Consider the following 13,590-nt stretch of genomic DNA (forward strand, 5'->3'; position numbering starts at 1 on the left):
GTGTCACGAGCAATCCATGTTTTCCGCACCCCCGAACGTTTCGTCGCCGGAACTGTCGGTGAGCCGGGCGATCGCGCGTTCTACCTGCAGGCGGTGGAGGAACCCCGGGTGGTGAGTGTGCTGCTGGAGAAGCAGCAGGTGAAGGTTCTCGCCGATCGGATGGGTCTGCTGCTCGACGAGGTGGCGCGGCGCTTCGGTGCCGAGGTGCCACCGCAGGCCGATCAGGTCAACGACAACGCGCCGCTGGTCACGCCGATCGATGCGGAGTTCCGGGTCGGCACCATGGGGCTGGGCTGGGACGCCGACGCGGGTGCGGTGGTGGTCGAGCTGCTGGCGATCACCGAGACCGAGGTCGACGAATCGGTGGTCCTCGACGACACCGACGAGGGCCCGGACGCCGTCCGGGTGTTCCTCACCCCCGACCAGGCCCGTGAATTCGCGCTGCGGTCCACCCGGGTGATCGCGGCCGGGCGGCCGCCGTGCCCGCTGTGCGGGGAACCGCTGTCGGCGCGCGGGCACATGTGTGTGCGTACCAACGGGTACAAGCGTGGTGAACTGTTCGGCGCGAACGATCTGGAGGAATGACCGTGCCCGGCACCGTGGACGCGCTGCGCGCGGGTGAACTGACGGTGCTGGGCCGGGTGGGGGTCGCCAGCAATGTGACCCTGGTCTGTGATCTCGCCACCGGCGACGGAGATCTGCGGGTGGTGTACAAGCCGGTCCGTGGTGAGCAGCCGCTGTGGGATTTCCCGGACGGGACCCTGGCCGGGCGCGAGGTGGCGTCGTATCTGATCTCCGGCGCGCTGGGCTGGACCGTGATCCCGGAAACGGTGCTGCGGGACGGACCCTACGGTCCGGGAATGGTCCAGCGCTGGATCACCACCCGGGAGCCGCGGGAACCGGGCAGCCCCCGGTTGGACCTGATCGATCTGTGCCCGCCGGAGCACGTGCCGGACGGTTTCCGGGAGATCCTGCGTGCCTACGACGGCGCCGGGGACGAAGTATCGCTGGTGCACGCCGACGATCCACGGTTACAGCGGATGGCGGTGCTGGACGTACTGCTGAACAACGCCGACCGCAAAGGCGGGCATGCCCTGGAGTCGGCCGACGGCGAGGTGTACGGCGTCGATCACGGGATCTGCCTGCACCAGGAGAACAAACTGCGCACGGTCCTGTGGGGGTGGGCCGGGGAACCGGTACCGGCGGATCTGCTCGCCGATATCGCCGAGTTCGCCGAAACCCTGCCCGGCGCACTCGCCGACCGACTGGCCGAGCACCTCACCGACGCCGAGATCGATGCGCTGCTGCGCCGGGCGAAGCGCCTGCTCGACGAGCCGGTGCTGCCCTTCCCGGAGACGTCGCGTCCCATCCCGTGGCCTGCCTTCTGAACCGGTGACCGGTGCCGGCGCCGATTCGCTCTGTCTGAAGGCAACGGTTGTGTTCTCCCGGCGGCCGCGTCCGCGCAGGTCCACGGGCCACCGGCGATCATGGTCGCGGCTCGCGCGGCGGGGTGGTCGGGGCCTGGCGTGTCGCGACCTCTACTCTCGAAGGTATGCAGTCCTGGTCCGACACCCCGATCCCCGCGGTCCCCGGAACAGGGCCACCGTTGCGGTTGCACGACACCGCCGACTCCTGTATTCGCCCGGTGACCCCGGGCCATACAGCCACCATGTACGTGTGCGGGATCACCCCGTACGACGCCACCCATCTCGGCCATGCCGCCACCTATCTGACCTTCGACCTGGTGAACCGGGTGCTGCGCGACGCCGGTCACGAGGTGCACTACGTACAGAACGTCACCGATGTCGACGATCCGCTGTTCGAGCGGGCGAACCGGGACGGGGTGGACTGGCGGGACCTGGGCACCGGCGAGATCGAACTGTTCCGCGAGGACATGGCGGCGCTGCGGGTGCTGCCGCCGCGGGAGTACGTAGGCGCGATCGAATCGGTGGAGGAGGTCGTCGAGCTGGTCGGCAAGCTGCTCGCCTCCGGTGCCGCCTACACCGTCGAGGACGAGCAATACCCCGATATCTATTTCCGTACCGATGCCACCGAGCAGTTCGGGTACGAATCGGGCTATGACCGCGCCACCATGGAACGCCTGTTCGCCGAACGCGGCGGCGATCCGGACCGGCCGGGCAAGCACGACCCGCTGGACGCGCTGCTGTGGCGGGCCGAACGGCCGGGGGAACCGTCGTGGCCGTCGCCGTTCGGGCCGGGCCGGCCCGGCTGGCATATCGAATGCGCGGCGATCGCGGTGAACCGCCTGGGTACCGAGTTCGATATCCAGGGCGGCGGCAGCGATCTGATCTACCCCCATCACGAATACTCGGCCGCCCACGGCGAGGCATTGGCCGCGGGCCGTCGGTTCGCCCGCCACTATGTGCACACCGGCATGATCGGGCTGGACGGGGAGAAGATGTCCAAGTCCAAGGGCAATCTGGTCCTGGTGTCGAAATTACGGGCCCGCGGCGTGGATCCGGCGCTGATCCGGCTGGGCCTGTTCGCCGGCCACTACCGTGCGGACCGGATGTGGACCGACAGCGTGCTCACCGAGGCCGAAGCGCGGCTGCGGCACTGGCGGCAGGCCGCCGCGGTGGCCGCCGCGCCGTCGGCCGCCGATACCGTCGCCCGGTTGCGTACCCATCTCGCCGACGATCTCGACACTCCGTCGGCGCTCGCGGCTGTCGACGCCTGGGCGCACGCCGCACTGGAATACGGTGGCGCCGACCCGGCCGCGGGCGCCGATATCGCCGCAGCGGTCGACGCGCTGCTCGGCATTCGCCTGCGCTGACCGGGGCGCGGTGCGTGCTCGGCTTCGGGCACACAATCTTTCGGACGAGGGTGGACCGGCCGCGCCGGTGGTGACCTTTCGCCACTCCCGGCCGGGCCGGGCCGCTCATGGGGTACTGTTCGATCCTCGAAATCCCACCCGTTCACCGAAGAGATCGGCGCCGCATGTCTCGTATCGTCAGTAAGGACAACTACTTCGACACCGGCCTGGAGGTTCTGTCCGAGCTCGGTTTCCGGCACCTCAACATCGGCGTGCTGTGCCGGCGGCTCGGGGTGACCAGCGGATCGTTCTACCATCATTTCGGGAGCTGGCAGTCGTATGTGGATGCGCTGCTGGAACATTGGGAGAACCGGCAGGTCCTCATCCTGCGCACCCTGAACTTCGATCCATCCACACCCGACGAGGCCATCCGCGCATTGTCGGATCTGACGCTGGGCCTGCATCATCGGGCGGAGGCGGCGATCCGGGCCTGGGCGGCCAACGACGAAGCGGTGGGGGTGGCGCTCAAACGGGTCGATGAGTCCCGGCGCCGCACCGTGCGCAAGACGATCATGGGTGTGGTGGACGACGAGCGGATCGCCGCCGTGGACACCGAACTCGGGATGGCCCTGTTGATCGGGTATCAGCAGATGGTGGCCGCCGGTCAGCAGGTGTGCCTGGAAGAGCTCCTCGGTGAGTACGCGCGGCTGGTCTATTCCCATGTCCGCCGTCCGGTCGTGAGCGGTTAGCGCGGCCGCGGTACCGGCCTCCCCGCGGTTATTTCAGGACGAGGAGGGCCGCCCGTTCCAGCCGGTCGGCGATATCGGCGTACGACTCGTACCCCATACCCGCGCGTACCAGTGCCCCCGCGTACAACAGTTCCAGCGATTCCACGGTTTCGGGATCGGCTTCGGGCGCCAGGGCCCGGGTGATGCGTTCCCGGATCTCCATACCGATGCGGGTCCGCAGATGCTGGACATCGGGATCGCGCCCCAGCAGCGCGCTCGTCACGGCCCCCGACAGTTCCTGCTCGTCGGCCACGAGCAGGGCGATACCACGGAGTTCGGCCAGTACCCGCACGGTGGGGTCGGCATCCTGGCTGACCGGGCTCTGCGAGGACCGGATCCGGCGCCAGAAGATCTCGGCGACCAGATGTTCCTTGGAGGAGAAGTACGTGTAGGCGGTCGCGGTGCCCACGCCCGCGGCGGTGGCGACCATCCGGATGGTGAGTCCGGCGAATCCCTCCCGGGACAGCACTTCCATCGCGGCTCTGGTGAGTTTGTCCACGGTGTCCGCCTGCTTGCCGCTCAAGCGCCGCCGAGTGGCCTCGAGGATTCTGGAATCTCCTTCGGACATGTGTCTAGATAGTAGTGTGGGCAGAGTGCCGGATCAACTTCCGCCCAGTCCACAGCCGGTGAAGTAATGTCGTTCACCGCCGTGGCACCGCTGTTCGGACGCGAACTCCGCCCGCCGATGATGCGTTACCGCTGCCTTTCGCTGCGGCCTCCGCGGCCTGTACGTACCTGCTCCGAAGGAGGCTCGATGCCCGTCCCGCCGTCCCCGCTGACCGACGAACAGCTCTTCGATCACGCCCGCCGGGCCACCGGGTTCATGCCGGAGGAGGAGGGTCGCGCGCTGCACGCCGCGGCCGTGAAGTACTGCCACGGCGGGGTGATCACCGAGATCGGCACCTACTGCGGGAAGTCGGCCGTCCTGCTCGGCGCCGCCGCCCGCGCGCAGGACGGGGTGGTGTTCACCGTCGACCACCACCACGGCTCCGAGGAACACCAGCCCGGCTGGGAGTACCACGACACCTCCCTGGTGGACCCGGTCACCGGACTTTTCGACACCCTGCCGCGATTCCGGCACACCATCGACACCGCGGGCCTGTCCGATACCGTCATCGCGATCGTCGGCACCTCCGCGCGCGTGGCCGCCACCTGGCGTACCCCGATCGATTTCCTGTTCATCGACGGCGGCCATACCGAAGAAGCCGCCGACCGGGACTACCGCGGCTGGGCCAAGTGGGTGGTACCCGGGGGCGGACTCGCCATCCACGATGTTTTCCCCGATCCCGCAGACGGTGGCCAGGCCCCCTACGGTATCTACCGGCGGGCGATCGACAGCGGCGAATTCCGGGAGGTCTCGGTCACCGATTCGCTCCGTGTGCTGGAGCGGGTCCACCCGGGCGCACCCTCCTGACGCCCCACGCCTTCACCGCCGGATCAGGCCCGCGTCGGTGGCCGCCGCGACGGCGGCGGTGCGGGAATCGACACCGAGCTTGGTGTAGATCCGCGCCAGATGGGATTTGACGGTTCCCTCGGTGAGGTGGAGGTCCGCGCCGATCGCTCGGTTGGACAGGCCCGCGGCGACCAGGGTGAGGACCTCGGTTTCACGACGGGTCAGTGCGGCCCCCGGCGTGCGCAACCGGTTCAGCAGCCGGTCGGCGACGGCGGGCGCCAGTGCGGTGCGTCCGGCGGCCGCGGTCCGTACGGCGGCCACCAGGTCTTCGGGCCGGGCGTCCTTGAGGACGTATCCGGTGGCTCCGGCTTCGATCGCCGGCAGGATATGGGCTTCGGAATCGAAAGTCGTCACGATCAGCACCCGCGGACTTCCGGACTGTGCGGTGATCCGGGCGGTGGCCTCGGCACCGTTCATGCCCGCACCGAACTGTAGGTCCATCAGCACGACGTCGATATCGCCGGTGCCCGCGCGGCCGACCGCCTCCTCTGCGGTGGCGGCCTCGGCCACCACCGTCACGCCGGGTTCGGTCTCGAGCACGGCGCGCAGCCCCGCCCGGACGACCGGGTGATCATCCGCAAGCAACAACCGGATCCGGGTCCCGGTCACGCGGACTCCTCGACTCCGGCGGGTGCAGGACCCAGGGGAAGTCGGGCAGTCAGCGTGGTGCCTTCTCCCGCCGCGGATTCGACCGTCAGCTCCCCGCCGAGCACGGTGACGCGATCGCTCATCGACGCGAGCCCGAAGCCGCCGCCGTCCCCGGTCGCGGTCGAGCCGGCGGGGTCGAATCCGCACCCGTCGTCGGCGATGGACAGGACGACCCGGTCCCCGAGATATCGCAGGACGATATCGGCGCTCGCCGCGGCCGCGTGGCGGACCGTGTTCGCCAGCGCGGACTGGGCGATTCGTAGCAAGGCGACCTCGTGCGAGATCGGCATCGGGACCGGGGTCCCGTCGCGATGGAAGTGGGCGGTGATTCCGTGGCGGGCGCCGGTGGCGGCGCAGAGGCGTTCGAGTGCATCGGCCAGAGAGGCTCCCTCCAGCGCGGGTGGGGTGAGGGCGGCGACGAACCGGCGTGCTTCGGCGAGGTCGTCGACCGCGGTCTGGCGCGCTTGGCCGATATAGCGCAGCGCGCTATCCGGTGCCCCGGGAAGTACTCGCTCGGCGGCGCCCAGGAGTAGCTGGATACTGGTCAGGCCCTGAGCCAGGGTGTCGTGTATCTCGCGGGCCAGCCGCTCCCGTTCGGCCAGCACCCCGGCAGCGTGTTCCGCGGCCGCGAGCTCGGCGCGGGTGGCGGTGAGTTCCTCGATCAGCTGCCGGCGCCGTTCGCTCTCGCGATAGAGCGCCTGATACCCGCGGACCACTGCGACGGCCACGGCCGCGCCCAGTGCCGGGCCGATGACCATCGGCGCGCCGAACGTGCTCTGGTGGGCGGCGAAGCCGATTGCGGCCACCACGGCGGTGGCGGCGACGGCGGCGATTCCGGCGCGTCGTGGCAGCAGATGCAGTTGGAGGAAGTACAGCGGGAAGGCAACCCACACCCCGTCGGCGGATATCACGAGCAAGGCGAGCCAGGCGCAGACAAGGACAGCCAGCCATACCGCCGCGGCCCGCCCGGAGGTGCGCACAGCGGGCAGCACAGACCCGCCCGCGTACACGAGCCCGCATGCCGCGGCCGCCGCCGCGACCGCACCGGCGTGCGGATGGTGGCCGGCGACGGCCCGCCCGACCGCCAGTACGAGCAGTGCCAGGACCAGCACGTGCAGGGACCAGGCCAGGGCTCTGGGGGTGACAGTGTGGGTGGTGTTCACGGTCCCCCCAGCCTAAGCAGCAGCCTGCGGGGCTGCCTCTGTCGAAAGTAGGAACCGTCGCTGTGCCTTCGGGCCGGTCCTTCTCCGTCCCGGGGCAGATGTGCGCGCGGCGCCGGGCGGCGAGGGTGGAGACACCACCCCCTCACGAAAGGGCTGCCGACCGTGTTCGTCGCCTGGAGAGACCTGAAGTTCGCCCGCGGGAGATTCGCCCTCATGGGCTTCGTCATCGTGCTGATCAGCCTGTTGATCGGAGTGCTGTCCGGCCTGACCGCCGGCCTGGCGCAGCAGAATATTTCCGCGATCACCGGTCTGCCCGTAGGTCGAATCGTGTTCGGCGCGGATGGCACCGGCGCCGAACTGTCCTATACCGAATCCCTCATCACCGGGGACCAGTGGCGGAGATGGGCGGATACCCCCGGCGTCGATACCGCCGAACCGCTGGGAATCAGCACCGTCACCGCGAAAGCGGGAAACAGAACGGCAGGGGTCAGCGTGTTCGGGGTCCGGCCCGGTTCGGCCCTGGCCCCCGCCGGTGATCTGATCGGTGAGGGGACAGCGATACTGTCCGGCGCCGCGGCCGACGACCTCGGCGTCGAGCCCGGCGAAACTCTCACATTCGCCGGCCGCACGCTGGCGGTCGCGGCGGTGCGCGGTGACGCCTCGTTCGCGCACACTCCCGTTGTCTGGACCGGGCTGGACGCCTGGCGCCGTACTGTGCCATCGGTCGAGGGGCACGGTGAACCGATCGCGACCGTCATCGCGCTGAATACGGACCCGGGGGTGAACGTGCGGGACGTCGACGAGGCGGCCGGGACGACAACGGTCTCGACGCGCGATTCGCTGGCCGCAATAGGGTCCTACACCTCCGAGAACAGTTCGCTACAGCTGATGCGCGGGCTCCTGTTCGTCATTTCCGCGCTGGTCGTCGGCGCGTTCTTCACCGTGTGGACCATTCAGCGCAGCCGTGACGTCGCCGTTCTGAAAGCGCTGGGCGCGTCGACCGCGCGGTTGCTCACGGACGCCCTGGGCCAGGCGGCGGTCCTGCTGGCCGGTGGCACGCTGCTCGGCACCGGGCTCGCGATCGGGCTGGGTGCCGCGGTACGTGGCGCGTCCGTGCCGTTCCTGCTGACGCCCGCGGACGCCGCGGTATCGGCCGCGTCGCTGATCGTACTGGGCCTGCTGGGCTCTGCCCTGTCCATTCGCCACATCACCTCTGTCGACCCCTTGACCGCTCTGGAGTCCGTGCGATGACCCTGAATCTGACCGCTGTCACCCTGTCCTATCCCGACGGTCCGGTGCGTACGACCGCTTTGGCGGCTGTGGACCTGGATGTATCCGCCGGCACGCTCACCGCCGTGGTGGGTCCCTCCGGTTCCGGCAAATCCAGTCTGCTGGCCGTAGCGGCCACGCTCATCACTCCGGATTCGGGGACGGTGACCGTGGACGGTATCGAGACCGGCGGCATGTCGCGGCGAGCGCTGGCCGCTCTCCGTCGGCAGAAGATCGGGATCGTCTTCCAGCAACCCAATCTGCTGCCCGCCCTCACCGCAGCCGAACAGTTGACGGTCGCGGCGCGCTTCAACGGCGGCAGCATCCGGGGCGTGCACGACCGGGCCCTGCGGATACTCGAATCGGTCGGTCTGGCCGACGTGGCCGGTCGGCGTCCGCATCAACTCTCCGGTGGTCAGCGGCAGCGGCTGAACATCGCCCGAGCGCTGATGAACGACCCGGCCGTGCTCCTGGTCGACGAGCCCACCAGTGCCCTGGACCGCGAGCGTGGAGCGGCCGTCGTCGATCTGATCGCTCGATCGACCCACCGTCGCGGGATCGCCACCGTCATGGTCACGCATGACCCGACCCACCTCACGGCGGCCGATCGAGTCGTGGAGGTACGCGACGGCCGACTGTGCTCTCCGGCGGCCGTAGGGTCCTGACCGTTCTCCCGAAGCGCCCGCGGTGGGTTGGGGGCGGCCTCGCTCGCACGGCCGGGAACGCGCCGGGATATCCCGTGGCCTGCGCCCGTACCGCCGGGTGTCAGTCCGCCCGATGGTCGGGCTCGCGTTCCGACGCGTACTTCCTGGCCCAGGTGTAATCGGGTTTACCGCTGGGGGACCGCACGACCGTGTCGGTGATCCAGATCGCGCGCGGCACCTTGTACCCGGCCAGGTGGCCGCGGACATGGGTGCGCAGCGCCTCGGGGTCCAGCGCGTCCCCGGTGAGGCTGACGACCACGGCGACCTGCCGGCCCCAGCGTTCGTGCGGTACCCCGATCACGGTGGCGTCGTAGATATCGGGATGCGCTTTCACCACACCCTCGACCTCTTCGGCGAACACCTTTTCGCCACCGGTGTTGATCACCATATTGCCGCGGCCGATGAGGCTGATGGTGCCGTCGTCCTCCAGCCGGGCCCGGTCGTCGGTGACCACGATCCGCTGCCCGTCCACGATCTTGAACAATTTCTCGGTGCGTTCCGGGTCCTTGTAGTAGCCGAGCGGGACCGCGCCGGTCTTCGCCAGCCAGCCCTCTTCGCCCGGTGCCACCGGATGCCCGGCGTCGTCGACGACCACCGCGCCGCGCCCGATCGACACCCGCGGCTTGCGCGCCGGGTCCTCGTCACGTTGCGCGAAGCCGATCCCGCCGAATCCGGTTTCCGAGGAGCCGATGGAATCGGAGACGAACAGATTCGGGATCAGGTCCAGCAGTGCGTTCTTGGTCGGCTGGGTGAGCAGGGCGGCGCCCGAGGCGATCATGAACAGCCCGGTGGCGTCGACGGGGTCGGCGCGGTAGGAGTCGATGAGCGGGCGGGCCATGGCGTCACCGGTGACCACCATGACGCCGGGGCGTTCGGCGGCCACCGTGCGCCAGACGTGAGCGGGATCGAACCGGGGTACGAAGATCACGCAGTTGCCGGACCACAGGGCGATGAAGGTCGGCATCATGGCCGCCAGATGCATGAGCGGCGGCAGGATCAGCCAGGTGGAGGGTTCGCCCGCGGCGCCGGTGCGGGACTGCTGGTATTCGTCGGTGACGGGTTCGTTGCTGTAGAAGTCGATCCCGCCGCCGAGGACCCGCCACATGTCCTCCTGCCGCCACAGCACGCCCTTGGGCATACCGGTGGTGCCGCCGGTGTACATGACGAACAGATCGTCGGCGGTGCGCGGTACCTGCGGCCGGGTGCTGGGTGCGGCCGCGGTGACCTCGGCCAGGCAGTCGACAGCGGGGTCGGCCGGAGTGCGGTCGTCGGCCGCGCACAGCAGGTACTTCAATCGCGGCGACCGCTGCGCCGCGGCCCGCACCGCATCCCCGTAGCAGGCGTGGTAGACCAGGTATTCGAGGTCGGCGTTGTCGTAGAGGTAGGCGAGTTCCTCGGGGCCGTACCGGAAATTGATGTTGACCGGTACGGCGGCCAGTTTGAAGCAGGCGATCAGCGTCTGCATCGTATCGATGCTGTTGTGCATCTGGAACCCGATATGCGTGCCGCGGGTGACCCCCTGCGCCGCGAGGTGGTGGGCGAGCCGGTTGGCGCGTTCGTCCAGTTCGCGGTAGGTGACGCGCCGACCCTCCTCGATCAGCGCGATCCGGTCGGGCATGGCGTCGACCGAATGTTCGAACAGGTCGGCGAAGTTGTTGGCCATATCAGTCCTGCGGTGGGCCGGGCACAGGGTGCCGGGAGGGGTCAGACAACAGTGAGGGGCAGTGGGATACCGCGGTCGGTGAACCGGAAGTCGACGCCCGTGCTGAAGCGGGTGATGGCCACCTCCGGTGCTTCGGCGAACGGTTCGTCGGCGCGCGAGATCTCGGCGGTCCAGCCGTCGGGCCCCTCGTCGACGACCCGGCTCCGCAGATGCGGGTCCACCCCGCGGACCAGGGCGTCGAGCGGGCCGAGGCGGCCGGGCTCGATCATCGACAGCCAGCCGCTGTCGGTGCGCGCGCCACTGCCGGCGGGAAACCGGATCCGCAGTACACCGATGCCGGGCTCGACGTCGACATCGGTGTAGTGCCGCGGATTCAGCGCCGGGTGCACGCGCAGTACCTGGGCCAGCGCGTCCAGATCGGTGCCCAGCCCGAGGCAGGCGCGGATCCGTTCCGAGGCCACCCCGGCGATCCCGGTGAACTGTTTGCGCCCGATCTCCAGGGCGGAGTCGTCATCGGTGCGTTCGTGCACCGCGATCATGAAACCGAGCACCAGCAGATGCTGCTGCAGGCACACCTCCTCGGCGATCCGGACCAGGGCCGAATGCGAGAAGTCGGCGAACCGCAGATCGCTGAGCAGCGGCCCGCTGTAGTCGGCGCGGCCCTCGTCGCCCGGGTCGATATCGGCCAGCGGTAACCGCGCGGCCACCGACTCCTCGACCAGCGGCGCATTGCGCGGCACCTCCGGCGGGGTGTGCGATTCGTCGATGATCACCGTCCACGCGCACATGGGATGCCGGTCGGCGGGGACGCGCGGCGGGCGGTGGATGGGCCGCACCTGGGCGTACTTGTTGGTGGCCAGTGCCGTGGCGTCGAAGGTGGGGTCCTCGATGTCGTGGCACATGGCCGTCACATAGTCGGGGCCCATCGGCTCGACATCGACGAGGGCGCCGCAATGGTCGAGCCAGAACTCGCCGTGGCGGGCGTCGTCGACGCGGAACCGGAAATCCATGAATTGCGGTGGCGCGCCGATATCGAGCTGTAGTCCCTTGAAGATGGTGACCACGTCGTCGCCGGTGTAGCCGAGCGCCCGTTGCATCCGCCGGGTGTAGATCGGGCTGGACAGCTGCCATTCCTCGATCGCGACCTCGGCCATCCCCTCCCGGCCGAATGCGGAGATGCAGTGCGCCATCCCGGACCGGTCGATCAGCTGCCCGCACAGCAGCAGTTCGGGCACCAGGGCGGCCAGCTGCTCCCGCGTCAGCTCGTGAAACCTGCTGGTGGGTATGGACATCGGGGTCACCAGAGCGAGGCCGGCGCGGTGCCGATCCGGTACCACCCGGGCAGTCGGCCGGAGGTGGCCTTGGCGATCCGGGCGTTCATGCCGTCCGACATCGCCTTATCGGTCATCATCTCGAGGAACAGCGCGGAGACATTGCCGTAGTCGAAGAAGTCGCGCTGCCACGACCACTGGTAGTCGCCGCCGTAGCGGAACCAGCTGCCGCCGATTCCGTTCACCGTGTACTTGCTGCCGTCGGCGCGAGGCGTGGTGTCGTAGACCTGCTTCCAGAAGCCGATCACGTCGCCGCTGCGCTCGTCGATGACGAACTGCTGGTACGGGTACTGCCAGCCCTCCAGGCCCTCCATCTCCTGGCCGAGTGCGAGATCGCGGATCTCGTCGCGGCCCACGGCCATGAATTCGTCTTTGGGGCCGTAGTTCCAGCCGTAGGTGGCGTCGACGGTGTACATATCGGCCAGCGGCTTCCAGTCGCCGAGCTTCTCACATCGTTCGTTCTCCGCCACCCAGCGGCGCACCATCTCGTCGAGTTCGGCGCGGTCGAAACCTGTCATGGATGTGTCCCTTTCGAAAAGATTTGTGGGCTGGATCAAGTCGGAAGCGGTGGTCGTCGAGCACGGGTGAGACAGTGATCGGCCGACAGACCGACGCGGACGCCGGAGCGCAGGCGACGGTGTCGCACCAGCGCCCGCGGCCCGGATCCGCTCAGTCGGTGTTGTCCGGCCATGAGCGAGGGCCCTGCGTGGTCACGCTGCGCTACCGCCTCCGGGCCTGACTCGCTCATGGCGTATCGGCGACGAGCAGCAGGGCCTGGGTGGGGCAGTAGCGGACGGCATTGTCGACGTCTGCTTTCAGTTCCGGGCCCGGGTTCGGGTCGAGGATCTCCACCTGGCCGCGTTTGGGTACGGAGAAGACGTCCGGCGCTTCGGCGGCACAGACGGCGTGTCCTTGGCACAGATCCAGATCGGCGACGATTTTCATGATGTGTGCTCCCTCGGGGTGGAGTGTGCGGGGCGGTTTCCCGGGGCGGCGGGGCGTAGCGCTCCCGGGTCGGAACCTGCCCGGTCCGAGAACGAGTTCCTCCTGGATGACGAGCGGCCGGCCCGTCGGGAAGACACATAGCTGGACATGTGTCTGGACGCTACCATCGACAGGTGTGGCCGACAACGATTCAGCAATTTTCCCAGAATCGGTGCCGGGTCCGAAGTGATTCCCCAAGGTTGCCCGACGCGCGTTACCGACGGTTTTCCGCCGCCCGAACGAGAACATGTTCTTGCGTGGTGGAGAGTGTCCGAATTATATTCCGTACACCTGTCCAGACACTTCCGGCGGAGCGATCCGGCGGCGAAGGAGCAGCCATGAGCGACCCCACCCCCGAGTCCACTGTGCGTGAACGCGGGCTGGCCAAGATGGCGGAGGTCTACGGATGGGAATTCAAGGACGGCCCCGGCGACCATTTCGCCGTCACCGCCGACCATCTGTTCGCCGATATCTGGTCGCGTCCCGGCCTCACCCTGCGGGACCGCAGGCTGCTGCTGCTCGGGGCGCTCACGGCCCAGGGCCTGTTCGATGTCGCCGGTATCCAGGTCGGCGCCGCCCTGCAGAACGAGGAACTCGACGAGACCCAGCTGCGGGAGATCGCGCTGTTCCTCTGCCACTACGTGGGCTGGCCGGCCGGTACCTCGCTGGACCATGTGATCGGCGCCCAGCTCGACCAGCACGCCAAGAAGGCGAAGAAAGCCGCCGAGAACGGTCGCTGACGACCACGATCCTCTCTCCGCCGGGACGCGTCGCGGCCCGCCGGCCCCACCACAGACAAGGCACACAGGGGATA

General features: G+C 68.8%; 15 protein-coding genes. 8 read left to right on the forward strand and 7 right to left on the reverse strand.

What is annotated here, in order from left to right; all coding sequences use genetic code 11:
* The 4 genes from ON38_RS13350 to ON38_RS13365 all read left to right on the forward strand — a co-directional run bounded on the left by ON38_RS13350 (nt 1) and on the right by ON38_RS13365 (nt 3,522).
* Nucleotides 1-585: a DUF3090 domain-containing protein gene (locus ON38_RS13350; RefSeq protein ID WP_030519989.1), complete on the forward strand. Its 585-nt coding sequence runs from the start codon at nt 1-3 to the stop codon at nt 583-585.
* Entirely contained in the window at nt 582-1,388 is an 807-nt protein-coding gene (locus tag ON38_RS13355) for an SCO1664 family protein (protein WP_039825078.1), read from the forward strand. Before ON38_RS13350 ends, ON38_RS13355 begins: the two co-directional genes overlap by 4 nt.
* 164 nt (nt 1,389-1,552) lie before the next feature.
* The gene (gene mshC / locus ON38_RS13360) at nt 1,553-2,794 is read left to right on the forward strand and encodes a cysteine--1-D-myo-inosityl 2-amino-2-deoxy-alpha-D-glucopyranoside ligase (protein ID WP_039825079.1); all 1,242 of its coding nucleotides are present in this window, start codon (nt 1,553-1,555) and stop codon (nt 2,792-2,794) included.
* Between the two features lie 164 nt (nt 2,795-2,958).
* Nucleotides 2,959-3,522 carry a TetR/AcrR family transcriptional regulator gene (locus ON38_RS13365; RefSeq protein WP_039825080.1) on the forward strand — a complete coding sequence of 188 codons (564 nt, stop codon included), beginning with the start codon at nt 2,959-2,961 and terminating at the stop codon, nt 3,520-3,522.
* 28 nt (nt 3,523-3,550) lie between these two features.
* Here ON38_RS13365 and ON38_RS13370 read toward each other — a convergent pair whose 3' ends face one another.
* Nucleotides 3,551-4,129, reverse strand: a complete 579-nt coding sequence (locus tag ON38_RS13370; RefSeq protein WP_039825081.1) for a TetR/AcrR family transcriptional regulator — start codon at nt 4,127-4,129, stop codon at nt 3,551-3,553.
* A 186-nt stretch (nt 4,130-4,315) separates the two neighbouring features.
* Here ON38_RS13370 and ON38_RS13375 point away from each other — a divergent pair, with 186 nt between their 5' ends.
* Nucleotides 4,316-4,975, forward strand: a complete 660-nt coding sequence (locus ON38_RS13375) for a class I SAM-dependent methyltransferase (protein ID WP_085995407.1) — start codon at nt 4,316-4,318, stop codon at nt 4,973-4,975.
* A gap of 12 nt (nt 4,976-4,987) precedes the next feature.
* On the opposite strand, the gene ON38_RS13380 is transcribed toward ON38_RS13375, so the two are convergent.
* On the reverse strand, nt 4,988-5,623 hold the full coding sequence (locus tag ON38_RS13380) for a response regulator (RefSeq protein ID WP_039825082.1): 636 nt from the start codon (nt 5,621-5,623) through the stop codon (nt 4,988-4,990).
* Nucleotides 5,620-6,825, reverse strand: coding sequence for a sensor histidine kinase (locus ON38_RS13385; protein ID WP_039825083.1), 1,206 nt, complete (start codon nt 6,823-6,825; stop codon nt 5,620-5,622). Before ON38_RS13385 ends, ON38_RS13380 begins: the two co-directional genes overlap by 4 nt.
* 213 nt (nt 6,826-7,038) lie before the next feature.
* Between ON38_RS13385 and ON38_RS13390 the strand changes: the two genes are divergently transcribed.
* Both ON38_RS13390 and ON38_RS13395 read left to right on the forward strand, forming a co-directional pair.
* Complete coding sequence (locus ON38_RS13390; protein WP_245564027.1) at nt 7,039-8,076, forward strand: ABC transporter permease; 1,038 nt, start codon at nt 7,039-7,041, stop codon at nt 8,074-8,076.
* Nucleotides 8,073-8,759 carry an ABC transporter ATP-binding protein gene (locus tag ON38_RS13395; RefSeq protein WP_039825085.1) on the forward strand — a complete coding sequence of 229 codons (687 nt, stop codon included), beginning with the start codon at nt 8,073-8,075 and terminating at the stop codon, nt 8,757-8,759. The genes ON38_RS13390 and ON38_RS13395 overlap by 4 nt, the downstream gene beginning before the upstream one ends.
* Before the next feature lie 100 nt (nt 8,760-8,859).
* On the opposite strand, the gene ON38_RS13400 is transcribed toward ON38_RS13395, so the two are convergent.
* The 4 genes from ON38_RS13400 to ON38_RS13415 form a co-directional block, all read right to left on the reverse strand.
* A complete protein-coding gene (locus ON38_RS13400; RefSeq protein WP_039825086.1) occupies nt 8,860-10,461 on the reverse strand; it encodes an acyl-CoA synthetase in 1,602 nt (533 codons plus the stop codon).
* A 41-nt stretch (nt 10,462-10,502) separates the two neighbouring features.
* On the reverse strand, nt 10,503-11,753 hold the full coding sequence (locus ON38_RS13405) for a hypothetical protein (protein ID WP_039825115.1): 1,251 nt from the start codon (nt 11,751-11,753) through the stop codon (nt 10,503-10,505).
* 5 nt (nt 11,754-11,758) lie between these two features.
* Entirely contained in the window at nt 11,759-12,310 is a 552-nt protein-coding gene (locus ON38_RS13410; protein ID WP_039825087.1) for a hypothetical protein, read from the reverse strand.
* 226 nt (nt 12,311-12,536) lie between these two features.
* A complete protein-coding gene (locus tag ON38_RS13415; protein ID WP_039825088.1) occupies nt 12,537-12,737 on the reverse strand; it encodes a ferredoxin in 201 nt (66 codons plus the stop codon).
* A gap of 377 nt (nt 12,738-13,114) precedes the next feature.
* Between ON38_RS13415 and ON38_RS13420 the strand changes: the two genes are divergently transcribed.
* On the forward strand, nt 13,115-13,516 hold the full coding sequence (locus tag ON38_RS13420; protein WP_030519975.1) for a carboxymuconolactone decarboxylase family protein: 402 nt from the start codon (nt 13,115-13,117) through the stop codon (nt 13,514-13,516).
* The last annotated feature ends 74 nt before the right edge of the window (nt 13,517-13,590 follow it).

Source organism: Nocardia testacea NBRC 100365, assembly GCF_000308775.1.
Taxonomy (GTDB): Bacteria; Actinomycetota; Actinomycetes; order Mycobacteriales; family Mycobacteriaceae; genus Nocardia; species Nocardia testacea.